The sequence below is a fragment of the Cohnella sp. AR92 genome (assembly GCF_003990975.1).
Taxonomy (GTDB): domain Bacteria; phylum Bacillota; class Bacilli; order Paenibacillales; family Paenibacillaceae; genus Cohnella.
This window is the reverse complement of sequence record NZ_RZJR01000018.1, coordinates 52952-69838: the sequence shown is the minus strand read 5'-3', so window position 1 is coordinate 69838 and position 16887 is coordinate 52952. Positions and strand designations below refer to the sequence as shown.

The 16887-nt window shown below is 56.4% G+C and carries 12 protein-coding genes and 4 tRNA genes; 12 read left to right on the top strand and 4 right to left on the bottom strand.

Annotated features, from left to right (window positions below):
- Nucleotides 1–162 precede the first annotated feature (162 nt).
- From ELR57_RS24415 to ELR57_RS24390, 6 genes are all read left to right on the top strand, one after another.
- A complete protein-coding gene (locus tag ELR57_RS24415) occupies nucleotides 163–1020 on the top strand; it encodes an AraC family transcriptional regulator (protein WP_126961937.1) in 858 nt (285 codons plus the stop codon).
- Between the two features lie 148 nt (nucleotides 1021–1168).
- A complete protein-coding gene (gene polA / locus ELR57_RS24410) occupies nucleotides 1169–3835 on the top strand; it encodes a DNA polymerase I (RefSeq protein ID WP_126961935.1) in 2667 nt (888 codons plus the stop codon).
- Nucleotides 3836–3929: 94 nt separating this feature from the next.
- Nucleotides 3930–4874: a DNA-formamidopyrimidine glycosylase gene (mutM, locus tag ELR57_RS24405; RefSeq protein WP_126961933.1), complete on the top strand. Its 945-nt coding sequence runs from the start codon at nucleotides 3930–3932 to the stop codon at nucleotides 4872–4874.
- 103 nt (nucleotides 4875–4977) lie between these two features.
- Nucleotides 4978–5667 carry a sporulation membrane protein YtaF gene (gene ytaF / locus ELR57_RS24400; protein WP_126961931.1) on the top strand — a complete coding sequence of 230 codons (690 nt, stop codon included), beginning with the start codon at nucleotides 4978–4980 and terminating at the stop codon, nucleotides 5665–5667.
- A gap of 20 nt (nucleotides 5668–5687) precedes the next feature.
- Entirely contained in the window at nucleotides 5688–6284 is a 597-nt protein-coding gene (gene coaE, locus ELR57_RS24395) for a dephospho-CoA kinase (RefSeq protein WP_126961929.1), read from the top strand.
- Nucleotides 6281–6862 (top strand): lytic transglycosylase domain-containing protein, encoded by a 582-nt coding sequence (locus ELR57_RS24390; protein WP_126961927.1) that lies wholly within the window; start codon nucleotides 6281–6283, stop codon nucleotides 6860–6862. Before coaE ends, ELR57_RS24390 begins: the two co-directional genes overlap by 4 nt.
- Nucleotides 6863–6928: 66 nt before the next feature.
- Here ELR57_RS24390 and ELR57_RS24385 read toward each other — a convergent pair whose 3' ends face one another.
- Nucleotides 6929–7147 carry an alpha/beta-type small acid-soluble spore protein gene (locus ELR57_RS24385; protein ID WP_126961925.1) on the bottom strand — a complete coding sequence of 73 codons (219 nt, stop codon included), beginning with the start codon at nucleotides 7145–7147 and terminating at the stop codon, nucleotides 6929–6931.
- Between the two features lie 147 nt (nucleotides 7148–7294).
- Between ELR57_RS24385 and nrdR the strand changes: the two genes are divergently transcribed.
- The 5 genes from nrdR (at nucleotide 7295) to ELR57_RS24360 (ending at nucleotide 8336) form a co-directional block, all read left to right on the top strand.
- The gene (gene nrdR / locus ELR57_RS24380; RefSeq protein WP_126961923.1) at nucleotides 7295–7756 is read left to right on the top strand and encodes a transcriptional regulator NrdR; all 462 of its coding nucleotides are present in this window, start codon (nucleotides 7295–7297) and stop codon (nucleotides 7754–7756) included.
- Between the two features lie 199 nt (nucleotides 7757–7955).
- Nucleotides 7956–8031, top strand: a tRNA-Ala gene (locus ELR57_RS24375).
- 8 nt (nucleotides 8032–8039) lie between these two features.
- A tRNA-Lys gene (locus ELR57_RS24370) sits at nucleotides 8040–8115 on the top strand.
- 37 nt (nucleotides 8116–8152) lie between these two features.
- Nucleotides 8153–8228, top strand: a tRNA-Lys gene (locus ELR57_RS24365).
- Nucleotides 8229–8260: 32 nt separating this feature from the next.
- Nucleotides 8261–8336 (top strand) — tRNA-Lys (locus ELR57_RS24360).
- 148 nt (nucleotides 8337–8484) lie between these two features.
- Here the strand turns inward: ELR57_RS24360 and ELR57_RS24355 are convergent.
- Together ELR57_RS24355 and ELR57_RS24350 are read right to left on the bottom strand one after the other, a co-directional pair.
- Nucleotides 8485–9900 carry a sensor histidine kinase gene (locus tag ELR57_RS24355; protein WP_126961921.1) on the bottom strand — a complete coding sequence of 472 codons (1416 nt, stop codon included), beginning with the start codon at nucleotides 9898–9900 and terminating at the stop codon, nucleotides 8485–8487.
- Nucleotides 9897–10583, bottom strand: a complete 687-nt coding sequence (locus tag ELR57_RS24350) for a response regulator transcription factor (protein ID WP_126961919.1) — start codon at nucleotides 10581–10583, stop codon at nucleotides 9897–9899. The genes ELR57_RS24355 and ELR57_RS24350 overlap by 4 nt, the downstream gene beginning before the upstream one ends.
- 176 nt (nucleotides 10584–10759) lie before the next feature.
- On the opposite strand from ELR57_RS24350, the gene ELR57_RS24345 reads away from it, so the two are divergent.
- The gene (locus ELR57_RS24345) at nucleotides 10760–15052 is read left to right on the top strand and encodes an immunoglobulin-like domain-containing protein (RefSeq protein WP_126961917.1); all 4293 of its coding nucleotides are present in this window, start codon (nucleotides 10760–10762) and stop codon (nucleotides 15050–15052) included.
- Nucleotides 15053–15140: 88 nt separating this feature from the next.
- Here ELR57_RS24345 and ELR57_RS24340 read toward each other — a convergent pair whose 3' ends face one another.
- A complete protein-coding gene (locus ELR57_RS24340) occupies nucleotides 15141–16874 on the bottom strand; it encodes a permease (RefSeq protein ID WP_126961915.1) in 1734 nt (577 codons plus the stop codon).
- Nucleotides 16875–16887: the final 13 nt, after the last annotated feature.

Here is a 16887-nt window from a genome sequence, read left to right as displayed (position 1 = left end):
CGAAGATGGCTCATGTCATGATGAACGTCTCGCTGACTCCCGGAGGGGCTTTTTTGTTCGATCTAGAGAGGGGTTCTGACGAATGGCGTCGAAAATAATGGGTGTCGTGAAAATAACGAATATCGTTAGACAAAATCGTGCTTCTGACAGGTGAGGAACAAAATGAACTGGGGCGACGAGAACATCCGATGCGTATTCAACTCCGTGGAACGTTCTCTTCCGCTATATATCGAGACGATTGGGTATAGCGCCTGGGAGAGAATCTTCAATCGGCCGGACGGCTACCCTTATTATCATTGGCTTTATACGATGGAAGGGGCAGGGAGCTTCGAGATGGGGGGAGAGAGCATCCTGCTGACGGCTGGCCAGGGCGTGCTGGTCGCGCCATTCGCTCCCCATTATTACGCGCCGGTATCGGACCGCTGGACGACTTTGTATTTGACGTTCGGAGGCGCGGCGGCCGGCGCTATCCTGGACTCGCTCGAGATGAACGTCTCCGCTGTCTATACGGCCGCGGAGGAGCGACGGGACTCTTTCGCGAAAGTGATAGGGGACATGCTCGGGAAGGAGGATTGGGATGCCGACTTCACCGGGATGGAATCGTCCACCGCGCTGTATCGTTTCATCATGCAGCTCCGGAATTTCGGCATGCGCAACAACCAGCCTTCCTTATCCCAATATTACGATAAGCTTCGCCCCGTCGTGCAATGGATGGAGAACAATTGCTCGTCCAACGTCGGCCTGCCGGAGATCGTCGAGCAAGCCAATATGAGCGTGTCGTACCTGAACGAGCTGTTCCGCGACGCGTTCGGCATGAGCCCTTATTCTTATCTGATCCAGATGCGGCTGCGGCAAGCCAAGAAGCTGATGGTCATGAATCCGGACATGGCCCTGAAGGAAGTGTCCGCGCTGGCGGGCTTCAACGACGTGAGCCACTTCGTGGCGACTTTCCGCAAGAAGGAAGGAATCACTCCCGCCAAGTACCGGGAGCTTCATCTCTCCGCCGATACGCCGGAATGACGTGACTAGGAATTAATCCGAAGGACTCCAAGTACGACAGCCTTTCGCCATTCGGCCGTCTTCTCCCCATCGCCGAATCGCCTCTCTCCCTTCATTGTGGTATGATAACACTGGAAAAAAGTTGCCGGACAAGGGTGGTCGTTGAGATATGGGAACCGAAAAGCAGAAAGTGCTGCTCATCGATGGGAACAGCATCGTGAATCGCGCGTTCTATGCCATGCCTCCGCTGACGAACAGCAGCGGCTTGCATACGAATGCGGTCTTCGGCTTCACGACGATGCTGCTGAAGGTGCTGGAGGAAGAGAAGCCGACTCATCTCCTGGTCGCCTTCGATGCCGGCAAGGTAACGTTCCGTCACGAAGGTTATTCGGAATACAAAGGCGGGCGCCAGAAGACCCCTCCGGAGCTGTCGGAGCAATTCCCGCTGCTCAAGGAGCTGATCGGCGCTTTCTCGATCCAGCAATTCGAGCTTCCCGGCTATGAAGCCGATGATATTATAGGCACGCTGGCCAAGCTGGCGGAAGAGCAAGGGCAGCAAGCCGTTATCGTCTCCGGGGACAAGGATATGCTTCAACTGGCCTCCGACGATGTGACCGTGCTTCTGACCCGCAAAGGCGTCAGCGAGGTCGAGCGATACACGCCCGAAGAGATCGCCAGCCGCTACGGGCTGACTCCCGCCCAGATCATCGATCTGAAAGGGCTTATGGGCGATACCTCCGACAACATTCCGGGTATTCCGGGAGTCGGGGAGAAGACGGCTTTGAAGCTGCTTGCCGACTACGGTACGGTGGAGAACGTTCTTGAGCATCAGGACGAGATCAAAGGCAAGCTGGGCGAGAACGTGCGGGGCAACGCGGACTCCGCGCGGATGAGCAAGAAGCTGGCGACGATCTTCCGCGAGGTCCCGATGGATTGGAATTGGGACCAATTGGAATGGAACGGCTACGAGGCAAGCAAGCTGGAGGCCGGACTGCGCAAGCTGGAATTCAAATCGCTTATCGAGCGGCTGGATCTGTATGCCGCCGGAGCGGGAGGCGCTGCGCCGGAGGCGAAGGCGGTCTCGTACCGGGGCGTGAACGGCGCGGACGACTGGTCCGCTCTGAACGAGGATCTGAAGCATGCCGATCTCGTAATGATCGAGTCGCACGGCGACAATCCCCATCAGAGCGAAGGGATCGGACTGGCGGTCGCAACGCCGGATCGGATCTATACTCTTTCATATGAACAGCTCTTGACGAAGGAAGCGGCCAAGCTCGTCGAATGGCTTGCCGACGAGAAGGCGGTCAAGACCGGCTACGATCTGCATCGGGCGGAGCTGGTGCTAGACCGTGCGGGGGTTGCGCTGCGCGGGCAAGTCTTCGATGTGCAGCTTGCCGCCTATCTGCTCGATCCGACGGAAGCGGATCCTTCGCTTGCCGGGCTGCTGCAGCGGCACGGTCTGAGCACGATCGCTTCCGACGAAGCGGTCTATGGCAAGGGAGCGAGGTTCAAGCTGCCGGAGCGGGAAGCGCTGTTCGCGCATCTGGCCGCGAAGGCCGACGCCGTTCGGCGCCTCTCGGCTCCGCTGGCCAAGGAATTGGACGAGAGCGGCATGCGGACGCTCTATTACGAGCTGGAGCAGCCGCTGTCCCTTATTCTCGCGGGAATGGAGAAGCTGGGAATCACGGCGAAGGCGGAATCGCTGGAGGAGCTGGGTAAGGAGTTCCAGACCGGCATCGACAGCATGATGACGAGCATTCACCGTCTGGCGGGAATGGAGTTCAACATCGGCTCCACCAAGCAGTTGGGCGAAGTGCTGTTCGACAAGCTCGGCCTCCCGTCCGGCCGGAAGACCAAGACGGGGTACTCGACCGACGCCGAAGTGCTGGAGCGTCTGGCCCCGTATCACGAGATCGTGCAGCTCATCCTGAACTACCGGACCTTGACTAAGCTTCAGTCGACCTATATCGAAGGCTTGCTTAAGGAAATCCGTCCGGAAGACGGGAAGATTCATACGTACTTCCGCCAGACGATCGCCGCAACGGGACGGCTCAGCAGCCAGTACCCGAACCTGCAGAACATCCCGATCCGTCTGGAGGAAGGCCGGCAGATCCGCAAGGCGTTCGTGCCTTCGGAAGAGGGCTGGTCGATCCTGGCGGCGGACTATTCCCAGATCGAGCTGCGCGTGCTGGCTCACATCTCGGGAGACGAAGGGCTGAAGGAAGCGTTCCATCAAGAGATGGACATCCATACGAAGACGGCGATGGACGTGTTCGGGGTATCGGCCGATCAAGTGGATTCGAACATGCGCCGCCAGGCGAAAGCGGTCAACTTCGGCATCGTCTACGGAATCAGCGATTACGGGTTATCGCAGAACTTGAACATTACGCGGAAAGAAGCGGGAGACTTCATCGAACAATACCTCAGCGCGTTCCCCGGGGTTCGAAGATACATGGACGACGTCAAGGAGCAGGCGAGGAAGGACGGTTACGTCTCCACGCTGCTGGGTAGACGGCGTTACCTGCCGGATATCAAAGCCTCGAACTTCAATATTCGTTCCTTCGCGGAGCGAACGGCGATGAACACGCCGATCCAAGGGACGGCGGCCGACATCATCAAGTTCGCGATGGTGCGCATGGACGAAGCTCTCAAGGAACGCGGCTTGCGCAGCCGAATGCTGCTGCAGGTGCATGACGAACTTGTGTTCGAGGTGCCGCCGGAGGAGCTGGAGACGATGAAGGAGCTCGTCCCCGCCATCATGGCGAAGGCGTTCCCGCTCGATGTTCCGCTCAAGGCGGACGTGAACGTAGGCATAAACTGGTACGAAGCCAAATGAGCAGAAGCGGCCTGAACCGGGTGGTTCAGGCCGCTTCTATGCGATATAATTGAAAAGAAACAAAAAGTCAAGTCAAGCGAGAGGGGGAAGCCTAATGCCTGAATTGCCGGAAGTCGAGACGGTATGCCGCACCTTGAACAGCCTTATCGCCGGGAAGACGATCAAGCAAGTCACGGTCAGCTTGCCCCGCATCATTCAGAAGCCCGATGATCCTCAGTTGTTCTCCGCCTTGTTGGAAGGGCATACGTTCCAACGGGTAGAACGGCGGGGCAAGTTCATTCGAATGCTTCTGGACGGAATCGTGCTCGTGTCCCATCTTCGGATGGAAGGCCGTTACGGCCTGTACCGGGAGGAAGAGCCCGTCGAGACCCATACGCACGTGATCTTCCACTTCTCGGACGGCACGGCATTGCGATACAAGGATGTTCGACAATTCGGAACGATGCATCTGTTCGAGCCGGGCACGGAGTTCCAAGCGCCCCCGCTTAAGAAGCTGGGCATCGAACCGCTCGAAGAGGATTTTACTTTGGACGCCTTCAACCGGGCGTTAGGAAGCCGAACGACGAAGATCAAGCCGCTTCTTCTGAACCAGGAGGTCATCGTCGGCTTGGGCAATATTTATGTCGACGAAGCGTTGCATGCGGCGGGAGTTCATCCCGAACGGACGGCGGACAGCCTCACCCGGCTCGAGAAGCAGCGGCTTCATGAGGCGATCGTCTCCACGCTGCGGTCCGCCGTCGAAGCCGGAGGGTCCTCCGTCAAGTCTTATGTGAACGGACAGGGCGAGATGGGCATGTTCCAGCATAAGCTAAGAGCATACGGGCGTACCGGCGAAGCTTGCCCCGGGTGCGGCGGCGAGATCGTGAAGTTCGTCGTCGGCGGACGCGGCACCCATGTCTGCTTGCGCTGCCAGAAGCCGCCTAAGGCAAGCTCGAACGCAGCCGCCAAGAAGAGCGGCTCCGGAAGCCATGCGGTCAAACGCAGGCTGGACGGCAAAGACACGAAAGGGCGGAAGTCGGCCGAAGGGCAAGCCAAGTAACGAATTCGGGGGCATTCCCGTCGAAGCTGCATAGGATGAAAAAGAGTCGATACGGCTGTTCGGCCGCGATCGCTCAGGTTTCGCATATGCAGGAGGAACAGCGATGCACCCTTACGGCTTGCTTTCACTTCTTTTGCTCTCCATGGCGGTCAGCCTGGACGGCTTCGGAGTCGGAATTACGTACGGCTTGCGCAAGATTAGGATTCCCGTCGTCTCGGTTCTCATTATCTCGATCTGTTCGGGATTGATCATTCTGCTGTCGATGCTGGTCGGAGTCGCTTTATCCTCATGGCTGTCGCCGGACGGGGCATCCGCCCTGGGCGCCGTCATCCTGATCGGAATCGGGATCTGGGCCATCATCCGATTCGTCCAGAACCGCCGGAAGGATAACGAAGAGCAAGCGAATGAGAAACAGTCGGTTACGGGAGTGTCTGACGCCCCCCCGCAGAAAAAGGCGGTTATCACGTTAGAGCTCAGAAGGATGGGCATCATCATTCAGATCCTTCGCACGCCGTCCGCCGCCGACGTCGACCGTTCGGGAATCATTACGACCGGCGAAGCGTTCCTGCTCGGAATCGCTCTCTCCCTTGACGCATTCGGAGCCGGGATCGGAGCCGCCCTTGTCGGTTATCCGCCGTTTCTGACCGCGATCCTGATCGCGGCTTCCAGCGGGGTGTTCCTCTGGTGCGGAATGAGGTTGGGATTCCTGGTCGCAGGGCTAAGCTGGGTACGGAGATTAAGCATTCTCCCTGGCATTATCCTCATCGTAATGGGAATCATGAAGCTGTTATAGACAAAGTTGAGGTGCCTAGCATGAATATGGGATTGACCGGAGGGATCGCTACCGGCAAGAGCACCGTCAGCCGGCTGCTCACGGAATGCGGCGCCGCTCTCGTGGATGCAGACCGGATTGCCCGGGAGGTCGTTGAGCCCGGGCAGGCTTCTCTGCGGCTCATTGCCGAGAGGTTCGGACAAGCCGTGCTGCTGGAGAACGGAGCGCTGAATCGCAAGAAGCTGGGCGAGATCGTGTTCGCCGACCCCGCGGAACGCGAGGCTCTGGAACGGATCACGCATCCCGCGATCCGGGCGGTAATGAAGGAACGGATGGCCCGACTGGAGCGGGAGGATCCGAGTCGGCTCGTCGTGGTGGATGTTCCTCTTCTGTACGAGTCGGAGCTCAGCTCTCTTTTCCAGAAAGTCATGGTCGTCTACGTTCCTCGCGAGGTCCAACTGGAGCGATTAATGGAGCGAGACGGCCTTAGCCGGGAAGCGGCGGAGCGTCGGCTTCACGCCCAGATGGACATCGAGGAGAAAAGAAAACGGGCCGACTTCGTCATCGATAATCGAGGCAGCCTCGAGGAGACGACGCGTCTCGTTGAATCCTTCTGGCGAGAGAACGGTCGCTTATGAAGAAGGGCAAAGCGGGCAAACGGAGAAGAAGGCTCGTCCTGCTGCTTTTTATCATCGTCGTCGGATTGCTGTTCTTCCAGTCGGAATGGCTTGGCAGAACGATCTATCCGATATACTATAAGGATGAAATAGCGCGCAACGCGGAGCTTTACGATATGGATCCGCATCTGATCGCGGCCATCATTCGAGTCGAATCCAATTATAAGGCCGGAGCGGTATCCCCGAAGGGAGCGCTCGGCATCATGCAGGTGATGCCGGATACGGCGGAGTGGATTCTGAAGAAGAATGATTTCGGCGCGATTACGGTGGAGGATGTCGGCAGGAATCCCGAGGCGGGCATTCGGATCGGCACGTGGTACATACAGGAGCTGCTTCGCCAGTTCAACGGCAATCTGAACCTCTCGCTTGCCGCCTACAACGCGGGGCCGGGCAAAGTGAGGCAGTGGGTCGACCAGAAAGTTTGGGACGGCTCGGAGAAGAGATTGAGCGATATTCCTTACGGCGAGACCAGGCAATATGTAAAAAAAGTGTTGTACTATTATAATAAGTATCAAGAAGTGCATAAGGACTTATTCTAATTGTGCATGAAGAAAGCCTTGAAGCCGGCATGGCTTCAAGACTTTCCGATAAAGATTGCTTCAGCCTTACTTGTATTGACCGGCAAGTTGCTGCTCGGCGATCTGAACCAGACGTTTGGTGATTTGACCACCGATAGAGCCGGTGTCGCGAGTTACCATGTTGCCATAGTAACCGTCCTGAGGGATGGCGATACCGAGTTCTTGCGCCACTTCATACTTCAGTTGGTCCAGCGCGCCGATCGCTTGAGGGACGACTAGCGTGTTGCTGCGGGATCCTGTACCCATTGTTGTTCACCTCCTTGCGGTTGGTACAAGTATTATGTGCATTAACAATCGCATCATGTAAGATAAACGTTGGCAATTATCGGATAAGGTCGACAAAATGGAAGGTTTATTCCAAAGTTAAGTTGGAGAGGAGATGAATCGATTCGCATGAGATGTCCATTCTGCGATTACAACGGAACCAAGGTATTGGATTCCCGTCCCGCGAACGACAACAAGTCGATCCGCCGCCGCAGGGAGTGCGAGCAATGCAGCAGACGCTTCACCACGTTCGAGATGGTGGAGGAGACGCCTCTGATCGTCATCAAGAAGGACGGAGGCCGAGAGGAGTTCAGCCGGGACAAAGTGTTGAGAGGCCTGCTGCGCTCGTGCGAGAAGCGTCCGGTCTCGATCGAGCAGCTCGAGGTCATCGTCTCCAACGTCGAACGCGAGCTTCGCAATACGGCGAACCCGGAGATCGAGAGCCGTATCATCGGGGAGCTTCTAATGGAGCAGCTTTACGACGTGGACGAGGTCGCTTACGTGCGGTTCGCGTCGGTATACCGCCAGTTTAAGGACATCAATATGTTCCTGAAGGAATTGAATGTGCTCATCAACAAGCATGGCATCTAAGATGGGCATCGTTCTTATATAGGCCAGTCCAGGCAGAGCGCCTTCGACGTCCGGTACGGGCTGCGACAGGCGTTTTGTGCAATTCGAGCCAAATCATCCAGCGGTTAAAAAAGTTCGTTCAAACGAGTAAAATGGCGTTGACACTCCACAGCACGATATGATACACTCATTCTTGTCGTCAAGAGAGGCAACGCTTCTCGGGCCCATAGCTCAGCTGGGAGAGCGCATCGCTGGCAGCGATGAGGTCAGGGGTTCGATCCCCCTTGGGTCCACCATAGAACATGGATTCTTAGCTCAGTTGGTAGAGCAGTTGACTCTTAATCAATTGGTCCAGGGTTCGAGTCCCTGAGAATCCACCATTCTTTTTCTCTCTTGAATGGTCAACGTAAATAATGTGGGCTCTTAGCTCAGTTGGTAGAGCAGTTGACTCTTAATCAATTGGTCCAGGGTTCGAGTCCCTGAGAGCCCACCATTATTACTCTCGATCGGACAACTTCATAATATGGATTCTTAGCTCAGTTGGTAGAGCAGTTGACTCTTAATCAATTGGTCCAGGGTTCGAGTCCCTGAGAATCCACCATCTTATGAAACAGAAACGGCAGAAATGCCGTTTTTTTGTTTTGTCTATTCCCGTTCCCGATGAGCAACGGATGTCGGCTGGATCGATCAAGGGGGCGATGCTGCCCCCACTTATATTGAATCGCTCGTTACCAGCTTCGGTTAAAAGGTTAAACGGCTGTTTCCCGCGGCAGCTTGATCCTAAACGCCGTTTCCACGTTCGGCGTGCTGCTCATCTCCACATCCCCTTGGTGGGCTTGGACGATGTCTTTGACGATCGCTAGGCCGATTCCCAGCCCTTCGCCCTTTCTTCCGCTATCCGCGCGGTAGAAGCGTTCGAAGACGCGTGCCTGATGCTCAACGGGAATCCCTCTCCCCCTATCCTTCACGATCAAATTCACGAATGGATCATCCGCCGTCAACTGGATCCCAAGATATCGTCCATCCTTGCCGTATCGGATCGCATTGTCGAGAAGATTGCGCAGGGCTCTTTCCATAAGGGAAGCGTCGATAAGGAGATGAATGTCTTCTTCCGGCATATCGACGTCCAGCTCGACTTCATCGCCGTCGAGCGCCATGATATATTCAACCGCCAATTTCCGAACGAGCTCGGACAAATTATGATTCGCCGGACGAAGGGTCAGATCATCGGCATCCGAGCGGGAGATGTCGAGCAATTGGTCTAATAATTTGTCCATATATCGAGAGCGTTGAAGGATGATTTTGGCTCTGGCTTGAAGCTCGGTTTGATCCTTATAGTTCCCGGTGCGTATCATTTCCGCGTATCCCAGCATCGTTGTGAGCGGCGTTCGCAGATCGTGCGACAGATTGGAGAGCAGAAGCTTGCGCCTGGTCTCGAACTGCTGAATATCCGTGAACTGGGACCGAATCCGATGGGCCATCGAATTGTAATGCTGCGCGAGTTGTCCCAGCTCATCCTTGGAGGTGTCGGTCAGATCGACATTGGGCGAATCGCTCTGCACATCCAGCTGATTCAGCGCCGTATTGAGTTTGCGGATTCTCTGATTGAAGGATGAGAACAACCATAAGGCCAGCAAAAAGGGAACCGAGAAGGATAAGAGTAGCGGCAACACCAGCGTGAGCAATGATTTAAGCGTACGAATGAGAAAATAAACCTCGCCCTGCTTCATCGCGGAGGATGGAATGCTCATGAGCAGGTAATACGATCGTCCGTTCAAGGCGGCAGGCGTGAGGATGTGCACATCGGCTTCCGTTAAGTAATTCGTGGGCATGTTCTGCATAAGTTGGGCCAGATCATGGAAGGTATAGTTAGGACTCAGGCCAGCCGTATCATAGAGGGACTGCCCTTGATCGTTCAACCATTCCCAACGAATGGAAGGATTCTCCTCATGCGCGAGATCGAGGGTTCGTTTGATCGTGTCTATTCCGAAATTGGGCTGATCTTCTATCGTTTCGACAACGGATTGCGCAAGAGGATTTAATTCGAATAGCGCGTATCCCTTGTTCGCGACTTTACCCATCCAGACGGTCATAAAGCCGAACAGTACCATGCTCATGGCAGCGCCAAGCACAAGAGACAGCCACAGCTTCGTGCGTAATTTCATAGGCTCGCCCCCGTCAATCGGTATCCGACGCCCCGTACGGTTTGAATCTCCCAAGAGGACTGCGTCCGTTCCAATTGTTTGCGCAGCCGGCTCATATAGACGCTTAGATTATTATCGTCATACCGTTCATGCTGCCAAACTCGTTGATAGATTTCGACCTTCGTCATCACGCGATCGGGATTCTGCATGAAGAGCTGCATAAGGCCGCATTCCAGCATAGTCAAGGGGATCTTCTCGTTATCGATAAGAAGCGTGTAGTTGTCGACATCCAGAATCACATTGCCCAAGCGAACGACAAAGGAAGGCTGCCTCGTTCTAGGGTATCGTCTGCGAAGAACGGCTTGAATCCGGGCCATTAACTCCATCGGACTAAACGGCTTCGTCATATAATCGTCAGCCCCGAGTCCGAGGGTGACGATCTTATCTTGTTCCTGTCTTCTTGCGCTGACTACGATAATCAGAACGTCCAATCTGCGATTGTTCACGTAACGCAGCACTTCGAAACCGTCGCGATCGTCCATCATGAGATCCAGTACAAGGACATCCACATCTTCGGCTTCCAACCGTTCGATCGCTTGCCGCCCGGATTCGGCTTCGATCGCATGCATGCCGGCTTGTTCGATAGGAGCGCGAATCACTTCCCGGATCTGCGGATCATCGTCGACGACGAGGATTGTTTCCATTCTATTACCGTCACCCCAAAATTTCGGATTAGCTCGATCATAGCATGATCATCCGGAATTTGTCGTTACTTTGGCGACGATGTCGAATCTATTAAGATTTCATTAAGAGTTCGGCGCTAGAACGGTTGATATAATTTCCCCTATAGGAAAGCCAATTGTTGGGAGGAAATCGGGGGATGAAAAGGAAAACGAGGCGCAAGACGTACTATGTAAAAGGGTTCAACCTATGGATCGCTATTCTGCTAGTATGGTCTCTTGCTGGCCCATCCGTTGTTTCGGCAAAATCGGCATCGGCGGGCAGCCGGCAAGGGGGAACCATCCAGAAGATTGCCGAAGGAAGCCAGCATACCCTAGCATTGAGATCGGACGGGACCGTCGTCGCTTGGGGATTGAACGGCTACGGTCAAGCGAACGTACCGGCGGGATTGAGCGGGGTCGTCTCTATTGCTTCGGAAGGCGAACATAGCCTCGCTTTGAGATCGGATGGGACCGTCGCCGCTTGGGGCAATAACGATAGCGGTCAAACGAACGTACCTGCGGGACTACGCGATGTCATCGCCATTGCCGGAGGAGGCAACCATTCCTTGGCGCTCAAATCGGACGGGACCGTTGTCGCTTGGGGGTTGAACATCTCTGGTCAGACGTCCGTACCGGCGGGACTCAGCGGTGTCGTCGCCATTGACGGAGGAAAGCAACATTCCTTGGCGCTCAAATCGGACGGGACCGTCGTTGCTTGGGGGAATAATAATGCCGGCCAAACGAATGTGCCGTCCGGGCTCAGCGGCGTCGTTGCCATATCCGCAGGTTACGACCATTCCTTGGCGCTTAGATCGGATGGGACCGTCGTCGCTTGGGGGGGAAATGATGAAGGTCAATCGACCGTACCGGCGGGGCTCGGCGGTGTCGTCGCCATCGCCGCTGGAGACTCCGATTCCTTGGCGCTCAAATCGGACGGGACCGTCGTCGCTTGGGGAATGAACGACTTCGGTCAATCGACCGTACCGGCGGGGCTCGGCGGTGCCGTGGCGATTGCCGCAGGAGGCTACCATTCCTTCGCGCTCAAGTCGGACGGCACCGCCGTCGGTTGGGGAATGAACGGTTTCGGTCAATCGAACGTGCCCGAGGAGCTGACTACCCTTGTGAAGGGCAAAGCGATAGCTGCGGGAGCAGGTTATTCGCTGGCTTTGAAGTCGGACGGCACTGTCGCCGGTTGGGGGAACAATTTGAGCGGTCAGACGAGCGTGCCGGAAGACATGAACGGAGTCGTATCTATCGCCGCTGGAGTGGGTCATTCGCTGGCGCTGCTATCGAATGGTACCGTCGTTGCCTGGGGAGAAGAGAACAGCGAAGGGCAAACGGATGTGCCAGCCGGTTTGAACGGAGTCGTGGCCATCGCCGCGGGATTCGACTATTCGCTTGCGCTGAAAGCGGACGGCACCGTCGTCGGTTGGGGGAATACGAGCGTGCCGGCAGGGCTCAGCGGAGTCGTGGCGATCGCCGCGGGAGCATTCCATTCCTTAGCGTTGAGATCGGACGGGACCGTCGTTGCCTGGGGAGATAATGCTCAGGGACAAACGGAAGTGCCGGCGGGACTGAACGGTATCGTGTCGATCGCAGCGGGAATGTACCATTCGCTGGCGTTGCGAGCGGACGGCACCGTCGTCGCTTGGGGAGACGATAGCGCCGGACAATCGACGATACCGGCAGGGCTGGGCGAAGTCGTGGCGATCGCTGGAGGATTCCTTCATTCGCTAGCCTTGCAAGCGGACGGCACGGTGGTCGCTTGGGGGAATAACGGCCGTGGGCAAACGGACGTGCCCGCAGGGCTAAGCGGAGTTGCGGCGATCGCTGCGGGAGGCTTCCATTCCCTGGCGTTGAGATCGAACGGCACAATCGTCGCATGGGGAGACGATCGTGACGGACTATCGACCGTACCGGGAAGCGCGGAACTGAGCAGCCTGTCTTTACAGGAGGGACCGGTAGATCCCGCGTTCTCGCCTGCTGTTACCTCATACAAGTACACTATTGCTGATTCATCGGTATCAAGCTTGCATGTCACGGCAACGCTGGCAGATCCGTCTTGGTCCGATCTGTATATCAACGATCGGTTACATGCGGACGGCAGCGCCGCAGCGGTCGGCGTCTCGGGTGACTCGACCGTCATTACCATTCGGGTCGAGCCGTATTTCCAAGAGCCTCAGACCTATACCCTTACTGCGCTAAGAGACACTACGCCTCCGAGCGTACAGTTTAATACGAACGGCAATGCGTCGCCGGCGAGAGCGGCAGCCAGCGTCGTAACCGTTGACGATGTCGAGAGCGGCGTCGATGACGCTTCGCTTCAATATAAGTGGGCGCAAAGTACGGCTGTTCCCTCTGACGGCTGGACGGAATTCGCAAGCGGAGACACGCTGGAACAAGAGAGCGGAGACGGCAACTGGTATTTGCACATTCGCGCGACAGATCGAGCCGGGAATGTCGCCGACGAGGTTTCGAACGCCTTTGTGCTGGATAACACGGGGCCGGTCATTGCGCTAAATGGCAGCAATCCGATGAACATCCCGCAAGGCGGGACGTACATAGAACCGGGAGCGACTGCAACCGACGCCATCGACGGCCCGATCCCGGCCTCTTCCATCGTCATATCGGGTGTCGTCGATACGGCGGTCCTCGGTCATTACCCCATCGAATATACGGTCACCGACCGTGCGGGGAATATCGCAACGGAAACGAGAACCGTTCACGTCTATGACGGAGACGCGCCGGCGATTCAATTGAATGGTTCTAGTCCGATGACGGTAGAAGGGAACGGCTTGTTTACCGATCCCGGCGCAACGGCGTATGACTTGCAGGATGGCGACCTTTCGTCTTCGATCGTCGTAACGGGAACGGTGGATACGACGACGCTGGATACTTATGTGCTTACCTATGACGTTTCCGATGCCGCAGGCAATGCGGCTCAGAGCGTTATGCGCACGGTCTATGTGAAAGATACTCAGCCGCCGGCGCTTAAACTGCTCGGCAAATCCGAGATTCGCGTGACGGTCGGCGAGGCGTTCGCCGATCCGGGAGCGGAAGCGACGGATGCCTATTACGGAGATCTCACCGGTCTCATTGTCGTGACCGGGACGGTGGATACAAGCAAAGCGGGCAATTATACGCTGCGATACAACGTTCAGGACCCATCCGGCAATGGTGCTGCGGAAGTGAAACGCACGGTAAAGGTCGTTGCACGCCAAGCGGCGGAAGGTCGGATCGATGATGCTCCCAAACCGGTTATCGATGAGAACGGCGTAAGGCTTGACCCGGCGGCTATCGATACTTCGAAGCCGTCCGTTACGCTGGATGTCATGCCGAAGGACGGCAAGGCTTATGTCAGCATCCCGGCAAGCATTCTGAAGAGCTTCGAAGCGAAGAACGAGGCTTTCTTCATCGAGATCGAAACGCCGTACGGCAGCTACCGAGTACCGGTCAGTCTGGCCTCCCTTATCCCTGGACTTCAGGATTTGCTAGCCCGGAATGGACTTCAGTACGAGGATATCAGCTTCAAGATTACGCTGAGCGATAAGTCCGGCGACAAGGACGTGCAAGCGGCGCTTGCAAACGGCTTGCCGAATGGCCAAGTGCTGGGCGCGGCTGTCGATTTCCATATCGATATCCTAGACACCAAATCCGGACAATCGATCGGAATAGCGGACACGTTCAGCCAGGCGCTTACGAGAGTGATTCCGATGCCCAAGAACGTGTCGAGCATGCCTGCGCAATGGGGCTCGTTCCGCTATAACGAAACGACGAAGAAGTTGGAGTTCGTCGCTGCCCGGAGCAAACAGATTGACGGCACGTGGTATGTCATGATCAACTCTTACTCCAACAGCGTGTACGCCGTAGCAGAGAATCCGGTCAGCTTCACGGATATGCAGGAGCATTGGAGCCTGCCGTTTGTCCGGCTTGCGGCAGCGAAAGGGCTTGTCGATGGCGTCGGCGGCGGCAGATATGCACCGGACCAAGCCGTGACAAGAGCCGAGTTTACCGCAATGTTAGTCCGAGCATTGGGACGCGGGGCAACGCCAGGAAGCAGCCTTTTGTTGCCTTATGACGACGTAAAGCAGGGCGCTTGGTATTCCGACGAAGTATCGAACGCGAAGGAGCTTGGGCTGCTTGGCTTCGCGAGCGGAACGAGCTTCAACCCCGATCAGCGCCTGACTCGCGAGGAGATGGCGAGCATGCTGGCTGCCGCTATCAAGCTGGAGAAGCTTCCGTTGCCTAATGAACGGATCAGCCTGGAAGGCTACAAAGATAACGGAAGTGTAAATGCAGGCTACAGGGATGACCTCCGGCTAATGGCTACCCTTCAAATCATGAAAGGTACGAGCGCGAGTACGTTAGATCCGAAGGGCGAAACGACACGCGCGCAAGCGGCAGCCGTATTGATTAGAACGCTGCAACTCCTGGAATTAATCGATAAATAAGAGTCAAAATCAAAACCCGAATGAGCTTGCGTTTAGACTACGGAGTACGCGGTGATAACCGCGTACTCCGTTTTTTATTCGAGATCCCTTATTCGGTTCGTTGAGGGTCGATTCGGCATACGATCAGGGAAGAAGGAGCGAGCCGGATCTCATAACGGCTAAAGCCGTCTGAATCGATTCCCAGCTCTCTTGGCTTCTCCCGTCCGGAGATTCGGACCAGCTTTGCCCCGGGGGGCACCGCAATCTCCCAACGCTGCGGAATCGGCGCGAAGTTCTCCAGGACGAACGCATCGTTGTCGTAAGAGAACCAGCCGGCCTGACCCGGGCCGCTGAGCCGGTAAGGACGGGAGTCGCCTGCAAGGACGGAACGCAGCTTGGAGACGACCTCCTCCGGCAGCTTCCAGAGATCGGCGTAATCGTCCGGAACGACCAGCGTATGGATCCTTCCTCGGCCATAGTTGTCGTACATGAGGATCGGAATATTGTTGTGTCCCTTCAGGGCGACGACCGACTGCCAGGATCCGTTCGTGCTGTAATCGAGAATCGGGAAGCTCAGCTCCTCGGATGCATCGCAGAACCGGTCGAACGTGCAGCTGTGCGTGTCGATCGCGAATCGCCGCACGGACATCTTCTTGCCTGTCGGACGCAGGGTGGTGAATTCGCCGACGCCCCGGTCGTTCATGCGTTCCAGGAAGCCCGAAGTCATGACGATTTGCCCGCCCTCCCTCAGGTAGCTCCGCATCCGCTCGATAATGTCCTTGTCCCTGGCGGCATTCGCGGTAATCAGCAAGGGATGGGCGATATCCGTTGGCCAAGCGGGAGTCAGCTCGAACGGGATCGCCAGCATTCCCAGGTAATCGTACAGATGGTCCTCGCCTTTGGCATGGTGAGGCTCATAGACGTAGGCTCCGACCGGACGGCCCAGGCTCGCGGCGGCCTGGTCAAGCTTATCGAGCTGATAGCCGAGCGCCGGAACGTGCACGCTGTCCTTAAGCAGGGAGTAGCAGAACAGGGTTAGCTCCTTCGCGCCGCTGAAGACGCTTAGGTTCGCTTGCTCCAAGTAATAATCGATATAGGTGCAGTCCAGATTGTCGAACCAAGCCCCGTTGTTGCGGCCCGGCGCTAGGTTGTCCATCCAGCGGAACAGGGAGTAGGAAGCGTACCGGGGGAGATGCTGCTGGCTGATCGCCGGGTCGCGCGTCTCGGTTCCGGTATAGAGTGCATCGAAAATAGAAGGCTGCTTCTCGGTGTTATAGCCGGAGGCTTGATAGGCTTCGTTCCAGTTCGGGTACTTGATCACCATGCGGGACGCCGGGTTGACGGATCTTGCCGGCTTCATGATAAGATTCTCGGACACCTCGGCCATCAGCTCCAGCCGGAATTCCTCCCAACTGCGGTCACCCTTGCGGGCCAGACAATCTTCGCACGCGCAGTTCGTGAAGAAGAAGTCGTCGAAGATGACCTCGTCGAACACGGCCGCCGCGGTCTCGACCGCTTCTTGGAACTTGGCGCGCGACGCTTCCTCGGTGTAACAGATGCCGCCGAACAGCCGGTTATACCCCGGGCGATAGGCGTCCCCGAGCGTAGGCGTAATGCCTCCGGCAGTCGCGATGCCCCGATCCTCGTAGAACTTCTTTAATTCCATCAGCCGTTCGCGGCTTAAGCTGACGTCGCCGCGATGACTCTCGATATACACCTTGGACAGTTTGAAGTGCTTGCGGAAGAATTCAAGCTCTTGTTCAAGCTGCTCGAAACCGCCGTTCAGGCATCCTGCCGTGCAGTAGATCGCAAGCTTGAATCGTTCATACGAGACTTCGGACATAGAGGACACTCCT